This is a genomic window from Crateriforma spongiae, assembly GCF_012290005.1.
GTDB lineage: Bacteria > Planctomycetota > Planctomycetia > Pirellulales > Pirellulaceae > Crateriforma > Crateriforma spongiae.
Map to the genome: position 1 here is coordinate 19,968 of NZ_JAAXMS010000012.1, position 18,878 is coordinate 38,845.

Below are 18,878 nucleotides of genomic sequence, written 5' to 3' on the forward strand. Positions count from 1 at the left end.
GGGAATCTGCGCCGCCGCCTGGAATCACGCTGACGGGCAGGCCCCCCGCTTTCGATCCGAATCGTGAACCAAGATGATGGACCGACTGTCCCACCATCGGGAACAGATTTTTCGCAGCATCGGCATCACGCCGGGACTGGGCCAAACACGCATGAGTCTTCCTTTTTCACAAGTCGACGCCTTTGCCGACCGACCATTCACCGGAAATCCGGCCGCTGTGGTCGTGCTGGATTCGTTTCCAGATGACGGATGGATGCAATCCGTTGCATCGGAGATGAATCTGTCCGAAACTGCGTTTGTGGTTGCCAGCGAGTCTGAAAACGAATATTCGTTGCGTTGGTTCACGCCTGCCGCCGAAGTCGATTTGTGTGGGCATGCAACACTAGCATCGGCTCACGTGTTGTTTGAAACGTGGCGTGTCGGACGCTCAGACCCGATTCATTTTCAAACTCGCAGTGGTCCACTGACCTGCCGGCATCATGAGGGTTTAATCACAATGGACTTCCCGGCGATCGATCGCCGCGACGATGTGACCCCAGATGTCCAACAAGCCGTTTTGGAGTGTCTCGGATTGGCCACCGCCACGGTGTTCCAATCACGCTTTGACATCGTGGTCGTTGTTGAAGATGAAGCGTCGGTGATTGACTTGGCCCCCGACTTTCATCGCATGAAGCAGATCGCAACACGCGGCGTGATCGTTACGGCATTGTCATCGCAGCCGCAAAGCGATTTCACGTCACGTTTCTTTGCACCACGCCACAACATTGACGAAGATCCCGTGACGGGGTCGGCACACTGTTGCCTGGCCCCGTACTGGTGCCGGCGTCTGGGTCGCCAACAATTGATCGGATACCAGGCATCACAGCGTGGTGGATTCGTGGACTGTGAGTTGCGGGGGGATCGGGTCCGATTATCCGGCTGTGCCGTGACCGTTTTCGATGGTCAATTGCGGAAAATCGCCGAACCGACAAACGCGACCTAGGCATTCCATTGCTTGGCGCCATCACCATCGGCCGAACGTCCGGCATGACGAGTTAGCGAATCGTCAAACAACGCTCGCGTCATGCCATCAGCGACGTGCACGCAAGTGACGTCCAACGTCGAGACTTCGCGAATGTTCCGCATTTCGTCGTCAAAGAACAACATCTCGCAAAATTCCACACCACTTGCCGATTGCAGAGCTTGGAAATGTTTCAACTTGGACGACGGATAAATCTCGGCCAAGGCGAAGTAGTGATCGATCTCCAACATCTGCACCAACTGGCGTGCCCAAGGCGGTTGCTCCGTGCGTGAGGCAAGCGCCAACGCGATCTTTTCCATCCGACAGAATTCCAGAATCGCATTCACATCGTCATACAAACGAATGTGGCGTCCGGTGCGATCGGTGACACGTGGTCCCTTGGATCGGAAGGGCGGCGATAGGCAATCGCACCAAGTCCCGCCGCAATCCCACAGGGTGAAGTCCAGATCGAAAACAATCAGCCCCGGCATTCGGCCGGGATGTTCTGTGGCCATCGGATCAGCCGTCCAAGATTTCGACCACTTGATCGATGGGACGCCCGATGGCCGCTTTGCCGTCATGCACGACGATCGGCCGTTCGATCAGTTTGGGATGTTCCGCTAGAGTCGCGATCCATTGCTTGTCCGTCAGCGTTTGATCCGCCAGCCCCAATTCCTTGAAGAGCTTTTCGCCCTTTCGGACCAACTGTTCCGGGCGGATGCCCAGCAATTTGACGATCTGGCGAAGCTGTTTCTCGCTGGGTGGCTCTTCCAAATACTTGATCACTCGCACATCCAAGCCACGCGATTGCAACAGATTCAATGCTTCACGTGACTTGGTGCAGCGAGGGTTGTGGTAAATCTCGGTCATCAACGGATCGGCATGTCGGGTTGATCAAGTTGGCCCGATACCTTTTGGGGGCCTTGCGGCGGCATTTTAGCGACCGCTTGTCCGTCCGGTCGACCAGGGACCGCCAACCACGACGATCAAGTTCACAGATCAACGGACGTCAGCATACTGGCCTGCGTTTCGACGTCGCTGTCGTCGTCTTCATCGACGGATTCCGCGTCACGAAGCGCGATCCGCTCCACCGCACGAGCACGTCGCTGGGCCCGTTTCGCTTCGGCGCGCGCCAATCGTTGTTCTTGGATGGACTGCTGTCGATCGACCTGTTGCCGGGCGTATTCCTGGGCCTGCTGTTGACGCATCGATGCCAGCATCAGCTGTTGTTGATACAACTGCTGTTGCAACGCATACAGTTGCTGACGCTGATACGCCAATTGACGTTGATAAGCCGCATCAGACGCCGTCGGTGAAAACGCGGCGGTACTGATCCCCAAGGATGACGACCGACTGGGGCCGCTGCCCCCTCGACCGCCGCCACCCCCACTGCATTGTGCCGATGCTTCGGACACCACCAGCAATGCGATCATCAGGCCCAGACACGAACACCACGTTTGACAACGAATCATCGTCATTCCCCCATCGGCTTGGATTGGTCACGAACACCGTCACCCAACCCACAAGGACGTCTTTGAAACGAGACTGTCACGCCGCAAAATGAGAATCAGGACGTCCTCGGGTGGACGCCCTGATGGTTCGAAGATGCGGATGCCTGCGCTGCGAAAGCTATGATCAGCGGGAAAGCGCCGCCTTGACTTGCATTTCGCGGTACTGCTGCAACTGTTCGTCGGTCAACGTGTGATCCGTGATCTTGATCGTCACGGATTCCAGCCCACCGGTGAACTCGAACGGCACCTGATAGTCTTCCGTGACTGGCGTTCCCGTGTCTTCACCGATGTCCAAGGTTTCATCCAAAGACATACGGAATGGGATCGTCCGAGGGATTCGATTGGTTCCCACCACTTCACCGTCGATCGACAACGTGGCTTCGCCGCCTTTGCCCAGACCGCCGCCGTCATAGTTGAAATCCAGCGTCACCACATGCTTACCCTCGGGAATCGCCTTTTCTGATTCGACGCGATACCGATGCACATCGGCCAGGTTGTAAACGAACACGGGCTTGCGATCCAAAACGTACAGCCCCACGCCACAGAACCGGCCACCCTGAGTCATCAGCAATCCTTCGGCACCATCATCGGGAATGTCCACCACGGCGCTGATTCCGAACGACTTGTTCTTCAAATCGGGCGCCGATCCCTCGGGGATTCGCGTCATGCCGTCGTAGTAGACGAACGTGTCGCGACCAGCGGTCAGACTGGGACGGTTGGTCACATCCAAGCGTTCAGCTTTGCTGTTGTCCAATGGCAAGACATCGTTCTTCACCGCTTCGATATAGAACAATCGCTGAAGCTCCTTCAGTTTTTCCGGATACTTCTTTGCCAGGTCATTTGACTCGGAAAAGTCTTCTTCGACGTTGTACAGTTCCCACTGATATCCATCGATCACGTCCACCGGGTCCACCACGCTGACCCAAGGCGGTGACGTGGGTGTGGTGCAGGCCACCCAACCATTGTCATAGATCCCACGATTGCCCAGCATTTCGAAATACTGGGTCGTTCGATGCGAGGGTGTTTCAGCATCATCCCACGTGTAGGACATACTGGTGCCCTGGATGGGTTCCTGGGTAATACCGTTAATCGAATCCGGCGCCGGCACTCCCACCGCGTCCAAAATCGTCGGCATGATGTCAATCACATGGTGAAACTGGCTGCGGACGGTGCCCGTTTGTTTGATTCGCTTGGGCCATGACATGACCATCCCGTTGCGGGTACCGCCGAAGTGCGACGCAACTTGCTTGGTCCACTGGAACGGCGTGTCCATCGCGTGGGCCCAACCGATCGGATAATGATTGAACGTCATCGGACCGCCCAGCTCATCACGATGCTGGTACACCTCATCAAAGGGGACGTCGATGTTGTTGAAGAACGTCATCTCGTTCAACAATCCCTGCGGGCTTCCTTCCGCACTGGCCCCGTTGTCCCCTTGGATGTAGATGATCAGTGTGTTGTCCAATTCGCCGGTCTGATCGATCGCATCGATGACACGCCCGAATTGATGATCCGCATGCGACAGAGCCGCCGCATAGACCTCCATCATGCGGGCGAAGACCTCTTTTTGTTTGTCGTCCAGACTATCCCAAGCGGGAATTCCCTTGGAACGTTCGGTCAACTTGGTTCCCGGCGGCACCACGCCTTGGGCTTTCTGCCGGGCCAGGGTTTCTTTGCGGACTTCATCCCAGCCATGGTCAAACTGTCCTTTGAATTTGGCAATCCAATCTTTTGGCGCGTGGTGGGGTGCGTGGGCTGTCCCGGTCGCGTAGTAGCAAAAGAATGGCTTCTCAGGTGCCACCGCATTCTGCATCTGAATCCAATCGATTGCTCGGTCGGCCATGTCTTCGTCAAAGTTGTAATTCGGATCATCATGCGGAGGTTCGACCGGTCGTGTGTTTTCAACGATCGCAGGTGCCCACTGGTTGGTGTCGCCACCAACGAACCCATAGAAGTATTCGAACCCCAGACCAACCGGCCACAAATCAAACGGTCCCGCTTGGCTGGTATGCCAGTCGGGGACGTTGTGGTTCTTTCCAAACCACGACGTGTTGTAACCGTTGTCTTTCAGAATCTGGCCCACCGTGCCACAAGACTTTCGCACCAGCGTGTTGTATCCCGGATACCCCACCCCGATCTCCATGATGCCACCGGTCGACGCGGTGTGATGGTTACGTCCGGTGATCAATGCCGCTCGCGTCGGTGAACACAACGCGGTGGTATGAAATTGGTTGTACCGCAACCCAGACTTCGCCAAGCGATCGAAAGTCGGCGTCGGAATCGGTCCACCAAACGTGCTGCTGGCGCCAAAGCCCACATCATCGGTCAAGATCAGCAGAATGTTCGGCGCACCCTTGGGAGGTTTGACTTCGGCCGGAAAGTCTTTGACCGAATCTGATGGCCGCAATCCAATTTTGCCACCAAAAGGCCCCTGGGGAATCGGCAGCGACGTCCGATTCCATGGGCCATCACCCATCAACAATGGGCTCATTAAAAAGATCAGCGATGCAATACGAAGAGAAGCAAACATGGTGTGTGTGCCCGCAGAGAGAACGTGGAATACGATGAACCGCTTCGGCATGTCGATTCGGTTCGGCGTATCGGAGGACGAGATCCCGTCATCTTAACAGCCTGTCGAATGCCCGATCTTTTCTTTAGTCGATGCGTTCGATGCAAATTTACTGATTCTTCAGGCAATGCCCCACAGACACTTCCTGAGTGCACCTCACGACCACAATCGTTCTGTATCGCTTGAGTAGGCGGACAGATCACTTGAGTTCAGCAACTCAACGCGTAGGCAAGAAACGAAACCGCGAATATTGCCGTTGCTCGGTTACGCGTTTTGAAGTTGCGATTCACTGGTCAACCGACGCGTGAGCGAGGAAACAATGATGTTGACATCGCCTCGCTCACGCTTCGGGTTACCCAAAAACCAATGTCTCGGGCAAATGCGCAGCTTCGAAACGTACGCGTCGTTTTGCCATTTGTCACAAAACTCCTGTCCACCTGCTTAGATGAACGCATGCTTCATTGGACACGTCACGAACACCGACTTAGACACTGGCCCGCTGCAGTTGACTGAAGACCTGATAGGCTTCCTTGATCAATGGCGTACTGGAATCGGCTTCAACTTGCACGCCATCCAGTGAACGCGAAGGTTGATCGATCGCACTTCCGGCCAAAACGGCATCGGAAACCGACACGGGATCATTGCGCACCGCGTCATTGCCGATGATACGAATTCGATCACGAGGCAAGGTTAACGCGTATCGATAGTAATCCAGCCAACGTTCGATCCAGTAATCAACCGTGTCAGGGTCATGGTGGCGAAAGGCTTGCGATTCAAAGACAAAGTCGCGTCGATTCAAACCGAATTCGTGGTGCCCCAACATGTCCATGTAGTCCACGACAAAGGGTGATTGCAGTTGCAACTGACAGTGCAATCGATGCTGGCGAAGCAAACTTTGGGCATGTTGAATCGGATCGCGATACAGCAACACGAGTGTGTATTGCTGGGTCTGTTCCAAGAACGATTCCGCTCTTAACAGAAAGTTATTGTTCTTCGACAGATAGACCAACGACGGTGAAGCCCCGACCGTCGCAAGTCGCTGGAACTGTTCGATCTGCTGCGTCGAAACGGCATGGCGATGAAGCGCACCGTCGCGATAAAAATCTTCCTTCAAGATGACGCGCCAAATGAACTCGTCAAACGCTTCGGGGCTGTCCAGATCGACCCACAGCCCATCGCGATGTGTCCGCTGCACCGCACGACTTCTCGCTCGATTCAGCGTTTTCCACAATCGCGGCGCCATCGGAAACGGCATCTGGCGATACGTCAGACACCAGGTCCGGTCGTTCTGATGCAACACACGCAACATCGCCGTCGTTCCCGCACGTGCCAGGCCCGTCACGATGATGCCTTCGTTGGCGGGACGGTCACCACACACCCACCGATCGATGCGACCGGCGGACAAGCTGACCGACGGGACGCCCAGCGTCAGATAGTAAAAGCACTGCTTACCGGCGGGATACTGGTCCGCTGACGTTGGTCGGCGAAATCGCCAAACATAGATCACGCAAATCGGCACACTGCCCAACAATGCCTGACCGACTACATCGACACCGGACCGCCCCGCAAACGAAACGGCCAGAAAAGGCAATCCCGACACGACCACGATTCCCATCGTAGCAATGGACAATGTGAACAGACACTGAACCAAAGCAATGGCATCGCGTTGAGCTTTGCGAAGCCGGACTTGGTCGTCCAGGTTGTACCGATTCAGTTCATAAACACTTTGCCCCAACGTGACCAGAAAGCGGTCCACCCAGTGTTGGAACCCGGTCCAGCGGTACAGAAACAATCCGATCAAAGCCGACAGAAATCCAGCCGCAAATGCCGGCATGAATCAATCGCCTTGATCAAGAGGTGGATTCGATTCATCGCGTTTACGACGTCGACGCATCTGCAACGGCAAAATCGCAAACGCATAGACCAGGAACAGGCCCGCCGCGACAAATCCCAGCAACAAGACGAGGCCACCGATGCCAATCCCGGGGCCAATATACGCAAGCATGCTTTCCAAGACTTTCATGATGGATCCATCAAACGGAACCAAGCGACGTGCCCCACTTTGCCATCACGATTGCCGGGGCAAACAAACTTGTAGGAACGGTCACTGTCCAAGTCAGCCGCGACGAAAAAGCTTTGATCCGACGCCTCGATAAACAACCAGGCATCTTCCTTCCACCACTTCACGCGACCTTGGGTGGGCGTTTTGCAATTGTGGCGAACAAAGATGTCCTGAAAGACCGACTCGGCTTGGGCAGCGTTGAAATCGTAAACCATGCAACGATTTTGATCGCCGTGGCGGTAAACGAATCCGGAACCCCAAGGCGAATTGTTCATCACGTTGTTATCGAACACACTGATTTGATGATCGCTGACCACGGTGACATCGTGTTGATAGGACCACGCAACCGCGTTGCTCCATAGCACTTTTCCGGTTGACGGCCGGAACAACAGGACGCTGCTGATGTTTCGCAAGCTTAAAAAGACGTCTCCCGGTTCCCAGAACTCCGATCGCCGCCGAACCGGTTGGACGTCATTCAGATGGAACGGGTCAGTGTCGGACCGTGCGTGATGCGAATAGTCATGTTCTGGATTGGCTTGAAAGATTTCACTGATCGGATACCGCTGTAAAACCTGGCCATTCGTTGCGTCAATCTTCAGAGCCACGTCGTCGCGAAATCCCTCTTGATCGGCGACCATGGAACACGTCCACAGATTGCCGTCATGATCGACTTCCACCGAATGGTGCACCATCTCGGGTGACTGCCACAGCAACGTGCCATCGGGATCAAAGCAGCAAAGCGATTGCTGTAGACGCGTCACCAGGCGGCCACCCTCCACTATCAAAGGCGAAGCCAGGGGAAACCGAATGGGACCGCGGAAACTGAAATTCGGGTATCGCCGTTGATTTTCTTTCAGCCACTGTTTGTAACGTGACGCCAAATCGTCATAGGACCAATCCCAACGGTGAACCACATGATTGTCGGCCAAGCGACGACGAATCACGCTGATCTGATTGGAATCTTGGTGATAGCGGCTGTACAGAAAGTCCTTCGGTACCGGGATGGTGTCGACGCCGACAACCGATACCGTTCCCGGCGGCAACGCCGTCTCCGGTTCGGTGTCCAAATTACGAACAACGTCGGGGTCTTGGATCACCGCGGTCGCGTGTTCAGGGACATCGCGTAGACGTCCGACGATTCGTTCAAATGGGGTCAATTGCTGGCGATCGTCCAGCTTTTTCTGAATCCGGCTGCCGTACCACAGCCCAAAGACCAACACGAACAGTAAAAGCACGGCCCAGCGTGCCCGCAAGACCAATGCCTGAAACGGGGATTTATCGTCGAAATCGTTCCGGTCGCGAACAGGTTTCGAAGACATTCGTCTCTCTGAAGAACTGGGGCGAATCGGCGGTGAACATACCGGGGCCGTTTAAGCAGGGTCAACCGCCACCACATGGGACCGAAAACAATGGCTTGGGCGATCCGCACCCGCTTGGCGAAAACCGGGGAGAAACGGATGAGCTCGATCCCAAAGATTGGCGACGGGGGGCGACAGATCGATCGGTTGCCGCTTCCGGTCCGGCCCGCCAGGGTGCAGAATGCAGATACCAAGGCGGAGCATCCACTCTTTTTCCCGACCAAAAAACTCAAAGTCCCCACCGTGTCCCAACTATCTTCCGCCGGTCAACAATTGGTCCAGACACTGGCCCAGCGATACGGGCTGTCGACCGATGCAGTCACGCACATGCTGATCGCTGTTCATAACGGCAACGGCACGATGGCCCAGTTCAACCACCCGGAATTCGGCGGCTCGGGTCAATGGATGCAGGGTGGTATGACCATGGTCAGCGACCTATTCAACTATGCGTTGAAGAACCGTGTCGATGGCATTTGCCAAGACATCTCCAACGAACTTGCCAACCATCAACTGGTGCCATTTTCGGGATCGTTTCAGTCGCAAAGCCAGAACGGATCATCGGCACAATCCCAGGCTGCCGGCACCATCGGATCCCAGAATACGCTATTCGTTCCCGACCCGGACACGAATTGGTGGCCGGTCGAATTGGGCGCACCGTCGGCCATCGGTTCACAAAACAACATTCGCTACGCCTACTTTCCTGCTTCGCAACGTTTGGCCATCAGCACTGGCGGTGAACCCTGGGTCTATGACACGCTGAACCATCAAATCGGTGGCTTTTCGCAGCAACAGGGAACCGGCGGTTCGATCTTGCTGACCAGCCAATTCGGGACGATCGACCTGGCAACCTTGCCTGTCGTTTCGCGCGGTGGTGTCATTCAATCGCCATCGGCCTCCGACGTCGCTCCACCCGCCCCGCCGGCATCGGAGCCTCCAACACCGCCGCCGATCAACGAGCCGACATCCGCCCCCATCCAAGACGTCGCCAATTGCGAAGCGCCGATGCCGGCCAGCGAACCGTCCAACCCGCACGACATCATCGAGACGCTTGATCGCTTGGGCGCGCTGATGGAAAAAGGTTATCTGTCCGAACAAGAATTCGCGGACAAGAAAGCCGATTTGCTCAGTCGACTGTGAAACGTTTGGGACGTGCCGCCTCGAACCGTCTTCGCCCGCGAAAGCTGGTGGATCGTTGATCCGTCGCTCCGCGAGCGAGGGTTTTCGGGAATGATCGATGGCCAAGCCGAAAGAATTTTCTCGGTTTCATCGGCAGGTTCATCGAAGACGCCGGATAGCTGACCATGCGACCCAATGCTGTTCCCTCTTCGCCGCCGGAAGAAGCCGAATTTTTGCGACTGTTTCTACGGCACGAAAACCAGTTGCGTGTGTACGCGCGAACCATGCTGCCGGACTGGAACAGCGTCGACGATGCACTGCAAGAAGCCAGCGTGACGATGTGGCAAAAGCTATGGCAGCTGGAAAACGCCGACGGTTTCCTGCCCTGGGCCAAGGTGATCCTGCGCTTCAAATGCCTTCACTTGATCGAAGACATGCGACGCCGCCGACCGATCCTGAGCGATGAAGTCTTGACCATGTTGGCAGAAGATCCTGACACCCGGATTCATGAACAGGATGCGGAGATGCGGTCGGCCCTTCAGCAATGCCTGTCACAATTCACCGCGGCTCATCAAGAACTTTTGGTCGCTCCGTACACCGCCGGCCAACGCGTCACCGAACTGGCCGAGCGATCGGGCAAGACCCCCAACGCGTTTTACAAATTGCTGGGTCGGCTAAGAGAAAAACTGACCGACTGCGTTCAACGTCAGATTCACACGGCACAGTATCCATCATGAATCCCGACCAATTGTTGCATCAGTATCTGCTGGGAAACCTGGACGCGGCCGGGACCGCAGAACTGAATCGTCTGTTGGACAACGACCCCGATCTGCAGCGCCGCTATCGATTGGCTGTTCGGATCGATACGGAACTTCGCAACCGTTCCCTTCAGATTCCGGATTCGACCACCAAAGATTCCGACGAAGCGGTTTTATCGCTCGTCAAAACACGATCCCCCTATCTGCGAACCATGATCGCGATATTCGCGACGGCGGTGTGCCTGATGATCGCGGTCGGGCTATGGCAATCGCCGCCGGATGTCGTTGCGACGTTGGTGTCCAGTGAAAACGCGGCCTGGGAAAGCGTCTTGCCTACCAATCCAGGATCCGATTTGCGTCCGGGAACGTTGCACCTGAAAACTGGCTTGGCAACGATCCGATTCGGTTCCGGCGCCGAACTGACCGTCGAGGCACCAACCCAGATCGAACTGATCAGCACCATGGCCGCCAAGCTGACCACCGGGGCGGCAATGATCAATGTCCCCGAGTCAGCGATCGGCTTTCGGTTGGAAACTCCCGATGGCTATGCGATCGATCGAGGAACCAAGTTTGCTGTCCGCGTGGATGACGACGGGCACAGCACAGATTTCGAGTTAATCGATGGCGAAATCGACGTCCATCATCAAAGCACCGGCGACTCGATTCGTCTTAACCAGGCGGGATCGGCGGCCTCAATTTCCACCCATAGGATGTCGATGATTCCATCCGCCGTAGAATCCGAACCCGAGGACGCAGTCGGAGGCCAAAGCGAATCCGATGCCCCCGCCCAACGCGACCAAAAGGTCCTTCGAATCGGTACCGAGGGCCGCTGTGGTACGGCGATGCCCCGATCACACAAACGACACAAGTTCATCGATCCGGCGGTGTTGTCGGTCAAACGCAGCGGCACGGGGAAATGGGACTTTCGTTCGTTTTTCGAATTCGACGTGACCCCCATCGACGTCGCTGACGTTGTCCACGCACGCGTGCGTTTGAACCTGGTCCCCAGCACTCGCGGTGTCGTTTCACGCCTTCCCCGTATCAACCGGTTCGCGATCTATGGATTGACCAACCCTGAAAAATTCGGCTGGGACGTCGAACCGACTTGGGAAGCGTCACCGGGGCCGGAAGATGGTGTTCTATTGGGAAAATTCGAAATCGAACGCAGCCAAAATCGTGGCACGTTTGGCATTGAATCTGACGAACTACTGCGTTTTTTGCGGTCACATGCGGATCGACCGATCACGTTAATCTTGGTCCGTGAAACGACGCAGATCGAAGGCATCGGCGTCGGCATGACGCATATGTTTGCCAGCGATCGTCATCCCGAATCCGTCGGGCCGGTCTTGGAATTGACGGTCCGCTGAACACGGTTGCCTCGCCCTTCCGCACCGCACTCCCTGTTCCGTTGGCCGGCAATGTTTCGACATTGAATTGGATGCGGCGACTGGAAAGACCGTCGTCGTTTTTTTCCGGAATCTGCGGCAGATTGTCTCGTTGGTTTAGGATAAAGACCGCACCCACCGACTGTTTGCCCCACCTCTATCCCGCCTTGGAAAATCATTGATGTTGAATCGTCGTGCTTTGGTACGTTCATTTGGCGGCGGCATGATGGCGTTGCCGATGCTGGAATCCACCCCCGGTTCCGCCGCAACGCCACGCAGCAGCTCGCCGCATGCTAAGCGTCTGCTGATCGTGGGGAATCCTTTCGGTGCCCATCCCGAACACTTCTTTCCGCAACAGTTTGGCAAAGACTTTCGGTTTCCAAAGACGATCCGTTCGCTGCAGTGGCTGAAGGATCGTTTGAGCATCCTGTCGCACACCGACCACAACATGAAGAGTGGTCATGGTCGCGAGATCGCGTTTCTAAGTGGGGTGCTTCCGGAAACCAGCGCGGCGTATCCAGAAAAGAACATGACGATTGATCAAATCGTCGCTAGACGGACGGGGACGCAGACCCGATTCGCTTCGGTCAATGCTTGCTTGCAGCGCAGCATCCGGCTTAGCTGGAACGCCAACGGGGTGGACATCGAACCGTTCACCGACATTCGACGAATGTACGATTATCTGTTTCTGAACCTGACAGCCAAACAGCGGCAGGAACGTCGGCAATTGCTGCAGCGAAACGGCAGCGTGTTGGATGCCGCCTTCGACCAGTTCAATCGCTTGCGGAAAAATTCTCCCAAAGCCGACAAGGAACGCTTGGATCTTTACGCAAATTCAATTCGCACGCTGGAACACAACCTGGTCGATCGCCAACAGTGGGTGGATCGCGATAAGCCGACATTCGAACTGGACGGCTACGTCAGCGGTGGCGAAATCACGATCGAAAATCACTACAAAGCCATCTTTGACATGGTGTCCTATGCGTTCCAAACGGATTTGACTCGGGTCGCGACCATCGGGTTTTCCCCCGAACTGAAGTACACCGACATCCAAGGTGTCACCAGGGGTTATCACGCCTGCACGCACAATGGCAAACGCGAAGACACCGTTGCGGAACTAGTTGCGATCGAATCGTTCCAAGTCCAACAACTGTCGCGTTGTCTGAAACAGCTAGACGAAATCCCCGAACCGAATGCGGATGGCAGCATGCTGGACCACACCGTCGTGTTGTTCGGCAGCGGCATGGGATACGGGGGAACCCATTCCAATCGCGACCTTCCGATCTTGGTCGCCGGTGGTGGTTTCCAACACTGCGGGCATGTCGACACGCGTGATTCCAGCGGTGACAACATGCCGCTGTGCAATTTGTATTTGGCCATCTTGCAACGTTTTGGATTGGAGTACGAACAGTTCAACCAAAGTTCGGGCGCCTTCGATTTCAACCATGGCAAAGCTTGAAAGGATGTCCGTGATGCACCGAACGTTTTTGACGACGCTGGTGGTTGTCTTCGTGCCGTCCATCGCACCGTGCTTTGCCGACAAAGCCTTGCTGCGGGACCACTGCGCCGATTGCCACACCGGTCCCGATCCCGAAGGCGACTTCAGTCTGCACGACTTGGGGCGCGCCCCCGACCAGTCCAATGTCCAGTTATGGATCAAAAGCCTGCAGCGGATCCGCGCCGGCGAAATGCCGCCCGATGACGCCAGCGAGTTGTCAACGGAACAATCACAGACACTGCAATCGTTCCTGCAACACTCCGTGACGGCTTATGAACGTGCATCGGCACCGACACTGCGGACGCCGCCACGCCGTTTGAACAACCGCGAGTTCGAAAACAGCGTCCGCGATGTCTTGCTGCTTGATCATGTCGGCACGAACGATCCCATGGCGATGCTGTTGGGTGACACCCTGCATGACGGATTCGACACCCACGGTGAAACTTTGGGGATCAGCGAATTCCATCTGGACCAATACTTGGCCGCGGTTCGCGCCGTCCTAGATCAATGCATCTTTTCGGAACCACAACCTGAATCACAACACCATGTCGGCGCCCCCGACGATTTGATGGTTCAAGACAACGGAAATCGCCAACGCCGCGACCGGACCTTTCGCAGTGACCAGGGCATCGAAATCCGCAGCCCGCGTGAAAGGGCGGTCTGTAAGACGTTCCCAGAAACGACCGCAACCGGGTACTACCGCATCAGTGTCCGAGCCAAAGCACTTGATCGGCACGTTTATCCACAAGAAGCGACCGGCATCCACGATGACGACCCCTTGATCCTGCGAATGCATTTGGGCAATCGAAGCGTGGACTTTTCATTGGCCGAAGGCGAATTCCAGATATTCGAAGACACCTATTGGTTGGCGGCGGGGACACCGATTGAATTCTCGTTCGCAACCGATGGCCTTCGGTTGTTGAACAACGGCAACTTCAAGTTCCAATATCGCATCGGGCATGACTACATCAAGGAACACAAACCGAATCTTTACCGTCGGGTCGTGACCGAAGAAGTCCCGAGGGCAACCAATCGCCGCGACATGCCCAGTCATTGGGTCCACTGGGTGAAGTATTGGCAAGGGCCGCGTCCGATGATCGGCGGCCTGACCATCGAAGGGCCGTTCTATGATTCATGGCCGCCCAAACGCCAAACCGCTTTGCTTGGTCCGGAGCCATCCTTGAACGATGCCGCGGCAATTTTGCAACCCATTGCCCGGCGTGCCTGGCGGCGCAGTGTCACCGCCGATGAACTGGATCCCATCGTTCGACTTGTCCAACGTCATGCGGATTCCTTGGGCATCGTCGGCGCGTTGAAGGAAGGCATTGTGGCCATCTTGATGTCGCCATCGTTCCTGATGCCGGGCAGTGACCAGCTGACCGATAACGAACGCTTTGCCGCAAAGTTCAGCAATGTGTTGTCGGCGAGTATCCCCGACGCATCGTTGATGGCCAAAGCCGAACAGGGGCGGTTCGACAGTGAAGCTGGGATCCGGGAAGAGCTAAGCCAATGGCTGCGATCCGGCCGCGCCGAGCCGTTCCTTCGCCAATTCCCCTACGCTTGGCTGCAACTGGATCGCATCAACTTTATGGCACCGGATGTCGATCGATATCCGATGTACGAAAAGAAGCAAATCGGTGACGACATGGTCCGCGAAGCCGTCACTTTCTTTCAGCACAACGTCCACAACAACCATCCGATTCCCGAACTTCTGACCGCCGACTATTCGTTCGTCAACGCGGATTTGGCGACGGTCTATGGTTTGACCGACGTCCCCGACGATTCCGTGCTACGCAAGTACACGTTCGGTGATGGTCGACGCGGCGGTTTCCTGGGGATGGGAGCGTTTTTGACCCTGACCGCTGACACGCTTAGCACGTCCCCCATCCATCGTGCGGTTTATGTGATGGAAAACTTCATGGGCATCCATCCCGCCCCGCCGCCTTCGGACGTGGACATCCAAGAACCCGACATTCGATCGGCGCGAACCATCCGTGAAGTCTTGGAAGCGCACCGCAGCGACACGTCTTGTGCGGCTTGTCATCAAAACATCGACCCGTTCGGTTACGCATTCGAAAACTTCGATCCGATCGGTGCGTGGCGTGATCATTACGTCGACGCATCCCAGCCTGCCGATGCGTCCGCAGGGGGAAATCGGCGACGCCGCACAGCCGACGTGGTCACCATTCCGGTGGACGCATCAGCGACGTTTCTTAGCGGCGCCCGTTACGATGACGTCACGGAATTTCGTCAGATCATGACGAATGATGTCAGCCGTGATCGCTTTGTCCGTTGTTTCGTCACGAAGTTTTTGACGTACGCCAACGGTGTCGCCCCCGATAACTTCAGTGAAATCGAAGCCATCGTGAAACGATCGTCCAGGCACAATTACCGAATCATCGACACGATGGCCGCGGCAATGGACAGCCCGCTGTTTCGCGAAACCAACCGCTAAGCATCGACCGCCAATTCAGCCGCGACTTCCGGTTCGCGGCGACGGGATGCAAACAGCACGGTGATGTCTTCCAGGATCATGTAAAGACAGGGCACCAGCACCAAGATGATCGCGGTGGCAAACAGAATCCCAAAGCCCAGGGAAATCGCCATCGGGATGATGTACTGGGCCTGCAGTGACGTTTCAAAGATCAGCGGCACCAAGCCACCAAAAGTGGTGATCGTGGTCAGCAAGATCGGGCGGAAGCGTCGCAGTCCGGCGAAGGTGATCGCCTGGATCGCCGTTTCCTCACGGCGCAATTGGTTCGCATAGTCAATCATGATCAGCGAGTCATTGATCACGACGCCGGACAACGCGATCACGCCCATCAGGCTGACCAGTGACAAATCGTATCCCAACAGCATATGCCCCAGTACCGCGCCGACGATGCCAAAGGGAATCGCAACCAGCACGATCAAGGGTTGGACGTACCCGCGAAACGCAACCGCCAACAGCGAATAGATGACGGCCAAAGCCAATCCGAACGAACCATAAAGGGATGACGTGGATCGACGCATTTCCGCATCGCTGCCTTCGAACGTCCAGGTGATGCCAGGATAATCTTCGCGCAGTGCAGGCAATTCCTCTTGCTGCAATGCGGCCAAGACCTGAGTGATCGCTCGCTTGGGTTCGACGTTCATCGAAACATTGATCACGCGTCGGCCGTCGCGACGAGTGATTGACGAAAATGCAACGTTCTTTTCCACGTCGGCGACGTCCAACAGTGGAACCTCGGCACCATTAGGCGTACGGATGACAAGGTCTTCCAAGTGGTGCATGTCTTCGCGTTGGTGTTCGGGCAACTTCACCCGGACTTCGTTTTCGTTGGTTCCGCGCAACAGACGCAGTGCCAAGGATCCGAAATAGGCACCACGCAATTGTCGTCCCAGTTCTTCGTCGGTCAGCCCCAATGCGCGGCCTTCAGGACGCAGCCGAAAGTCGTACTGGTTCTTGCCACGGTTGAAACTGTCGTTGACGTCACGAACATCGGCGTACTGCTCGACCCGTTGGACGAACGCCTTGGACGCCTTTTCCAGAATGTCGATGTCGCTGTGGCTAAGGTCAATGCTTAAATCACGTCGATGACCACCGGGCCCGCTTTCCGCTTCGAAAGTCACCTGGTCGACACCGGGCAGATCGCCGATGGATTCACGCCACAGGTCGATCACATCCTTGGCCGTCATGTCACGCTGATCCGGCGGCTTCATCACGATTTCGACGTCGATGAAGCTTTGGCCGCGGACGTTGGTTTTGATGCCTTCGGCGACTTCATACAGATTGTGTTCGTCGAACATCCGCAAACTGGCCCGCGTCACCGTATCGGCGATCTCGGCGGCTTGGTCCTGGGTTGTACCGACGGGCATACGAACACCCGCTTCGATTTCATCGGCCGAAACCTCGGGCATTAATATCATGCCCATGTGGGCACTGTTGGCATAACCCGTGACGATGATGAACAACGCTAGCGCCGCCGACGTCGTCACGTAACGGTACCGCAGACACCCACGCAACAGCGGCCCGTAAAGCAATTCCACCAGGCGGTTGAAAATGCGGCTGAAGCCCTGCTGGCCCCGGTGAAGCCATGCCCCCAGACCACGTCGACGGATCGTGCCGTCGGCGCGCTGGCCCGCATCACGTGCGTGGGCCAAGTGGGCGGGCAGAATGAACAGCGATTCGATCAGCGAAAGCGTCAGCACAATGATGACGACGATCGGCAGCGGCTTCCAAAACTTGCCGGTTTCGCCGGGAATAAAAATCAGGGGTACGAAGGCAACAATGTTCGTCAGGATGCTGAACACCACTGGACTGGCAACTTGCTGTGTCCCCTTGATCGCGGCCTCCTCGTGATCCGGTTCCGTTTGCCGTTTTTCGTGCACGTTTTCGCCGACCACCACGGCGTCGTCGACCACGATTCCAAGAACGACCAGGAAACCGAACAGCGAAATCATATTGACGCTGACACCGACCACCGGCATGAACACCAGCCCGCCGATGAAGGACACCATCATGCCCATCATCACCCAAAACGCCAGCCGCATTTCCAGGAACAAAGCCAAGATGAACAACACGATGCCGACGGCGATGACGGCGTTTTCGAGGACCAGGTACAGACGGCGCCGGAATTCCTCGGCGTTGTTCCGATCGACTCGCCATTTGACGCCCGGTGGCAAGACCGTTTCAAAGTCGGCCATCGTCTTTTCCACCGTTTCGGCGATTTCGATGGGCGATTGCGTACCGGCACGAAAGATGTCCAGTTCCACCGACGGGGTCTGGCTGAACTGTGAATGAAAGCCGACGTCTTCGAAACCGTCACGAATTTCAGCGATATCGCCCAGACGCACGACTTGGCCGCCTTGTCCGGAGACAATTTCGATCGCAGCAAATTCGTCCGCCCACTGTTTGCGTGCTTTGACTCGCAACAGCACTTCGCCCGCGTCGGTTTGAACCGAACCGGCTGCCACGTCACGGCTGGATCGACCAATGATGTCGGCGACGTCGCTGAGCGTTAGACCGTATTCACGCAAACGTTGGCGTGGGATTTCGATGTGGGTCACATAGTTGGGCACACGACGCAATTCGACCTGGGTGATCTCCTCGGTCGCCTGCAACTGATCCCGCAACTGTTCGGCCAGTTGTCGCAAAGCCCAGATATCGATCGGTCCATAGATCGCCACCTGCATGACTTCTTGTTGCTCGGACTGCAGCCGAACTTCGGGTTGTTCGATCTGTTCGGGAAACGTTCGAATCCGATTGATCGCCTGTTCAATCTCTTGGAACGTTTTGACCCGATCTTTGCCGCCGACCAATTCGATCAAGACTTCGCCACGACCTTCACGCGCTTCGCTGGTGATTTCGCGGATGCCTTCGACGCTGCGGATGGCACCTTCGATCGGGCGTAAAATCCCCTGTTCCACTTCTTCCGGCGAAGCGCCGGGATAGCCGACGTTGACTTCGACGACGTCCAGCAAGTACTGCGGAAAGACCTCCTTTTGGACCGCAAAGGCCGACCAGATTCCGCCGCCCAACAGCAAACACATCAACAGGTTTGCCGCGATCGGGTTGCGAGCCATCCACGCGATCGGACCGCGAGGTGTCGGTGATGAGGATGCGTCACGTTCCATCGCGT

The 18,878-nt window shown here is 56.2% G+C and carries 14 protein-coding genes; 6 read left to right on the top strand and 8 right to left on the bottom strand.

Features of this window, described 5'->3' with window-relative positions; all coding sequences use genetic code 11:
* Positions 1–73 precede the first annotated feature (73 nt).
* Positions 74–982 carry a PhzF family protein gene (locus HFP54_RS23615; RefSeq protein WP_235952281.1) on the top strand — a complete coding sequence of 303 codons (909 nt, stop codon included), beginning with the start codon at positions 74–76 and terminating at the stop codon, positions 980–982.
* Here HFP54_RS23615 and HFP54_RS23620 read toward each other — a convergent pair.
* The 7 genes from HFP54_RS23620 to HFP54_RS23650 all read right to left on the bottom strand — a co-directional run bounded on the left by HFP54_RS23620 (position 979) and on the right by HFP54_RS23650 (position 8,461).
* On the bottom strand, positions 979–1,515 hold the full coding sequence (locus HFP54_RS23620; protein ID WP_235952283.1) for a magnesium-dependent phosphatase-1: 537 nt from the start codon (positions 1,513–1,515) through the stop codon (positions 979–981). The genes HFP54_RS23615 and HFP54_RS23620 overlap by 4 nt on opposite strands.
* A 4-nt stretch (positions 1,516–1,519) precedes the next feature.
* Complete coding sequence (gene arsC, locus HFP54_RS23625) at positions 1,520–1,870, bottom strand: arsenate reductase (glutaredoxin) (RefSeq protein WP_168567054.1); 351 nt, start codon at positions 1,868–1,870, stop codon at positions 1,520–1,522.
* A 122-nt stretch (positions 1,871–1,992) separates the two neighbouring features.
* Positions 1,993–2,472 (bottom strand): hypothetical protein, encoded by a 480-nt coding sequence (locus tag HFP54_RS23630; protein ID WP_168567055.1) that lies wholly within the window; start codon positions 2,470–2,472, stop codon positions 1,993–1,995.
* A gap of 163 nt (positions 2,473–2,635) precedes the next feature.
* The gene (locus HFP54_RS23635; protein WP_206036369.1) at positions 2,636–5,041 is read right to left on the bottom strand and encodes an arylsulfatase; all 2,406 of its coding nucleotides are present in this window, start codon (positions 5,039–5,041) and stop codon (positions 2,636–2,638) included.
* Positions 5,042–5,564: 523 nt separating this feature from the next.
* Positions 5,565–6,914, bottom strand: coding sequence for a sulfotransferase (locus HFP54_RS23640; protein WP_168567057.1), 1,350 nt, complete (start codon positions 6,912–6,914; stop codon positions 5,565–5,567).
* A 3-nt stretch (positions 6,915–6,917) separates the two neighbouring features.
* Positions 6,918–7,103: a hypothetical protein gene (locus tag HFP54_RS23645; protein ID WP_146414831.1), complete on the bottom strand. Its 186-nt coding sequence runs from the start codon at positions 7,101–7,103 to the stop codon at positions 6,918–6,920.
* On the bottom strand, positions 7,100–8,461 hold the full coding sequence (locus HFP54_RS23650; protein WP_168567058.1) for an arylsulfotransferase family protein: 1,362 nt from the start codon (positions 8,459–8,461) through the stop codon (positions 7,100–7,102). The genes HFP54_RS23645 and HFP54_RS23650 overlap by 4 nt, the downstream gene beginning before the upstream one ends.
* 282 nt (positions 8,462–8,743) lie before the next feature.
* Between HFP54_RS23650 and HFP54_RS23655 the strand changes: the two genes are divergently transcribed.
* From HFP54_RS23655 to HFP54_RS23675, 5 genes are all read left to right on the top strand, one after another.
* Entirely contained in the window at positions 8,744–9,637 is an 894-nt protein-coding gene (locus tag HFP54_RS23655) for an SHOCT domain-containing protein (RefSeq protein ID WP_168567059.1), read from the top strand.
* Positions 9,638–9,801: 164 nt separating this feature from the next.
* A complete protein-coding gene (locus tag HFP54_RS23660; RefSeq protein ID WP_146414834.1) occupies positions 9,802–10,353 on the top strand; it encodes a sigma-70 family RNA polymerase sigma factor in 552 nt (183 codons plus the stop codon).
* On the top strand, positions 10,350–11,741 hold the full coding sequence (locus tag HFP54_RS23665; protein ID WP_168567060.1) for a FecR domain-containing protein: 1,392 nt from the start codon (positions 10,350–10,352) through the stop codon (positions 11,739–11,741). Before HFP54_RS23660 ends, HFP54_RS23665 begins: the two co-directional genes overlap by 4 nt.
* Before the next feature lie 199 nt (positions 11,742–11,940).
* Positions 11,941–13,218, top strand: a complete 1,278-nt coding sequence (locus HFP54_RS23670) for a DUF1552 domain-containing protein (protein WP_235952285.1) — start codon at positions 11,941–11,943, stop codon at positions 13,216–13,218.
* A 13-nt stretch (positions 13,219–13,231) separates the two neighbouring features.
* Positions 13,232–15,712: a DUF1588 domain-containing protein gene (locus HFP54_RS23675; RefSeq protein WP_168567062.1), complete on the top strand. Its 2,481-nt coding sequence runs from the start codon at positions 13,232–13,234 to the stop codon at positions 15,710–15,712.
* Here HFP54_RS23675 and HFP54_RS23680 read toward each other — a convergent pair.
* Entirely contained in the window at positions 15,709–18,822 is a 3,114-nt protein-coding gene (locus tag HFP54_RS23680; protein WP_206036370.1) for an efflux RND transporter permease subunit, read from the bottom strand. The two genes, HFP54_RS23675 and HFP54_RS23680, sit on opposite strands and share 4 nt — an antisense overlap.
* Positions 18,823–18,878 lie beyond the last annotated feature (56 nt).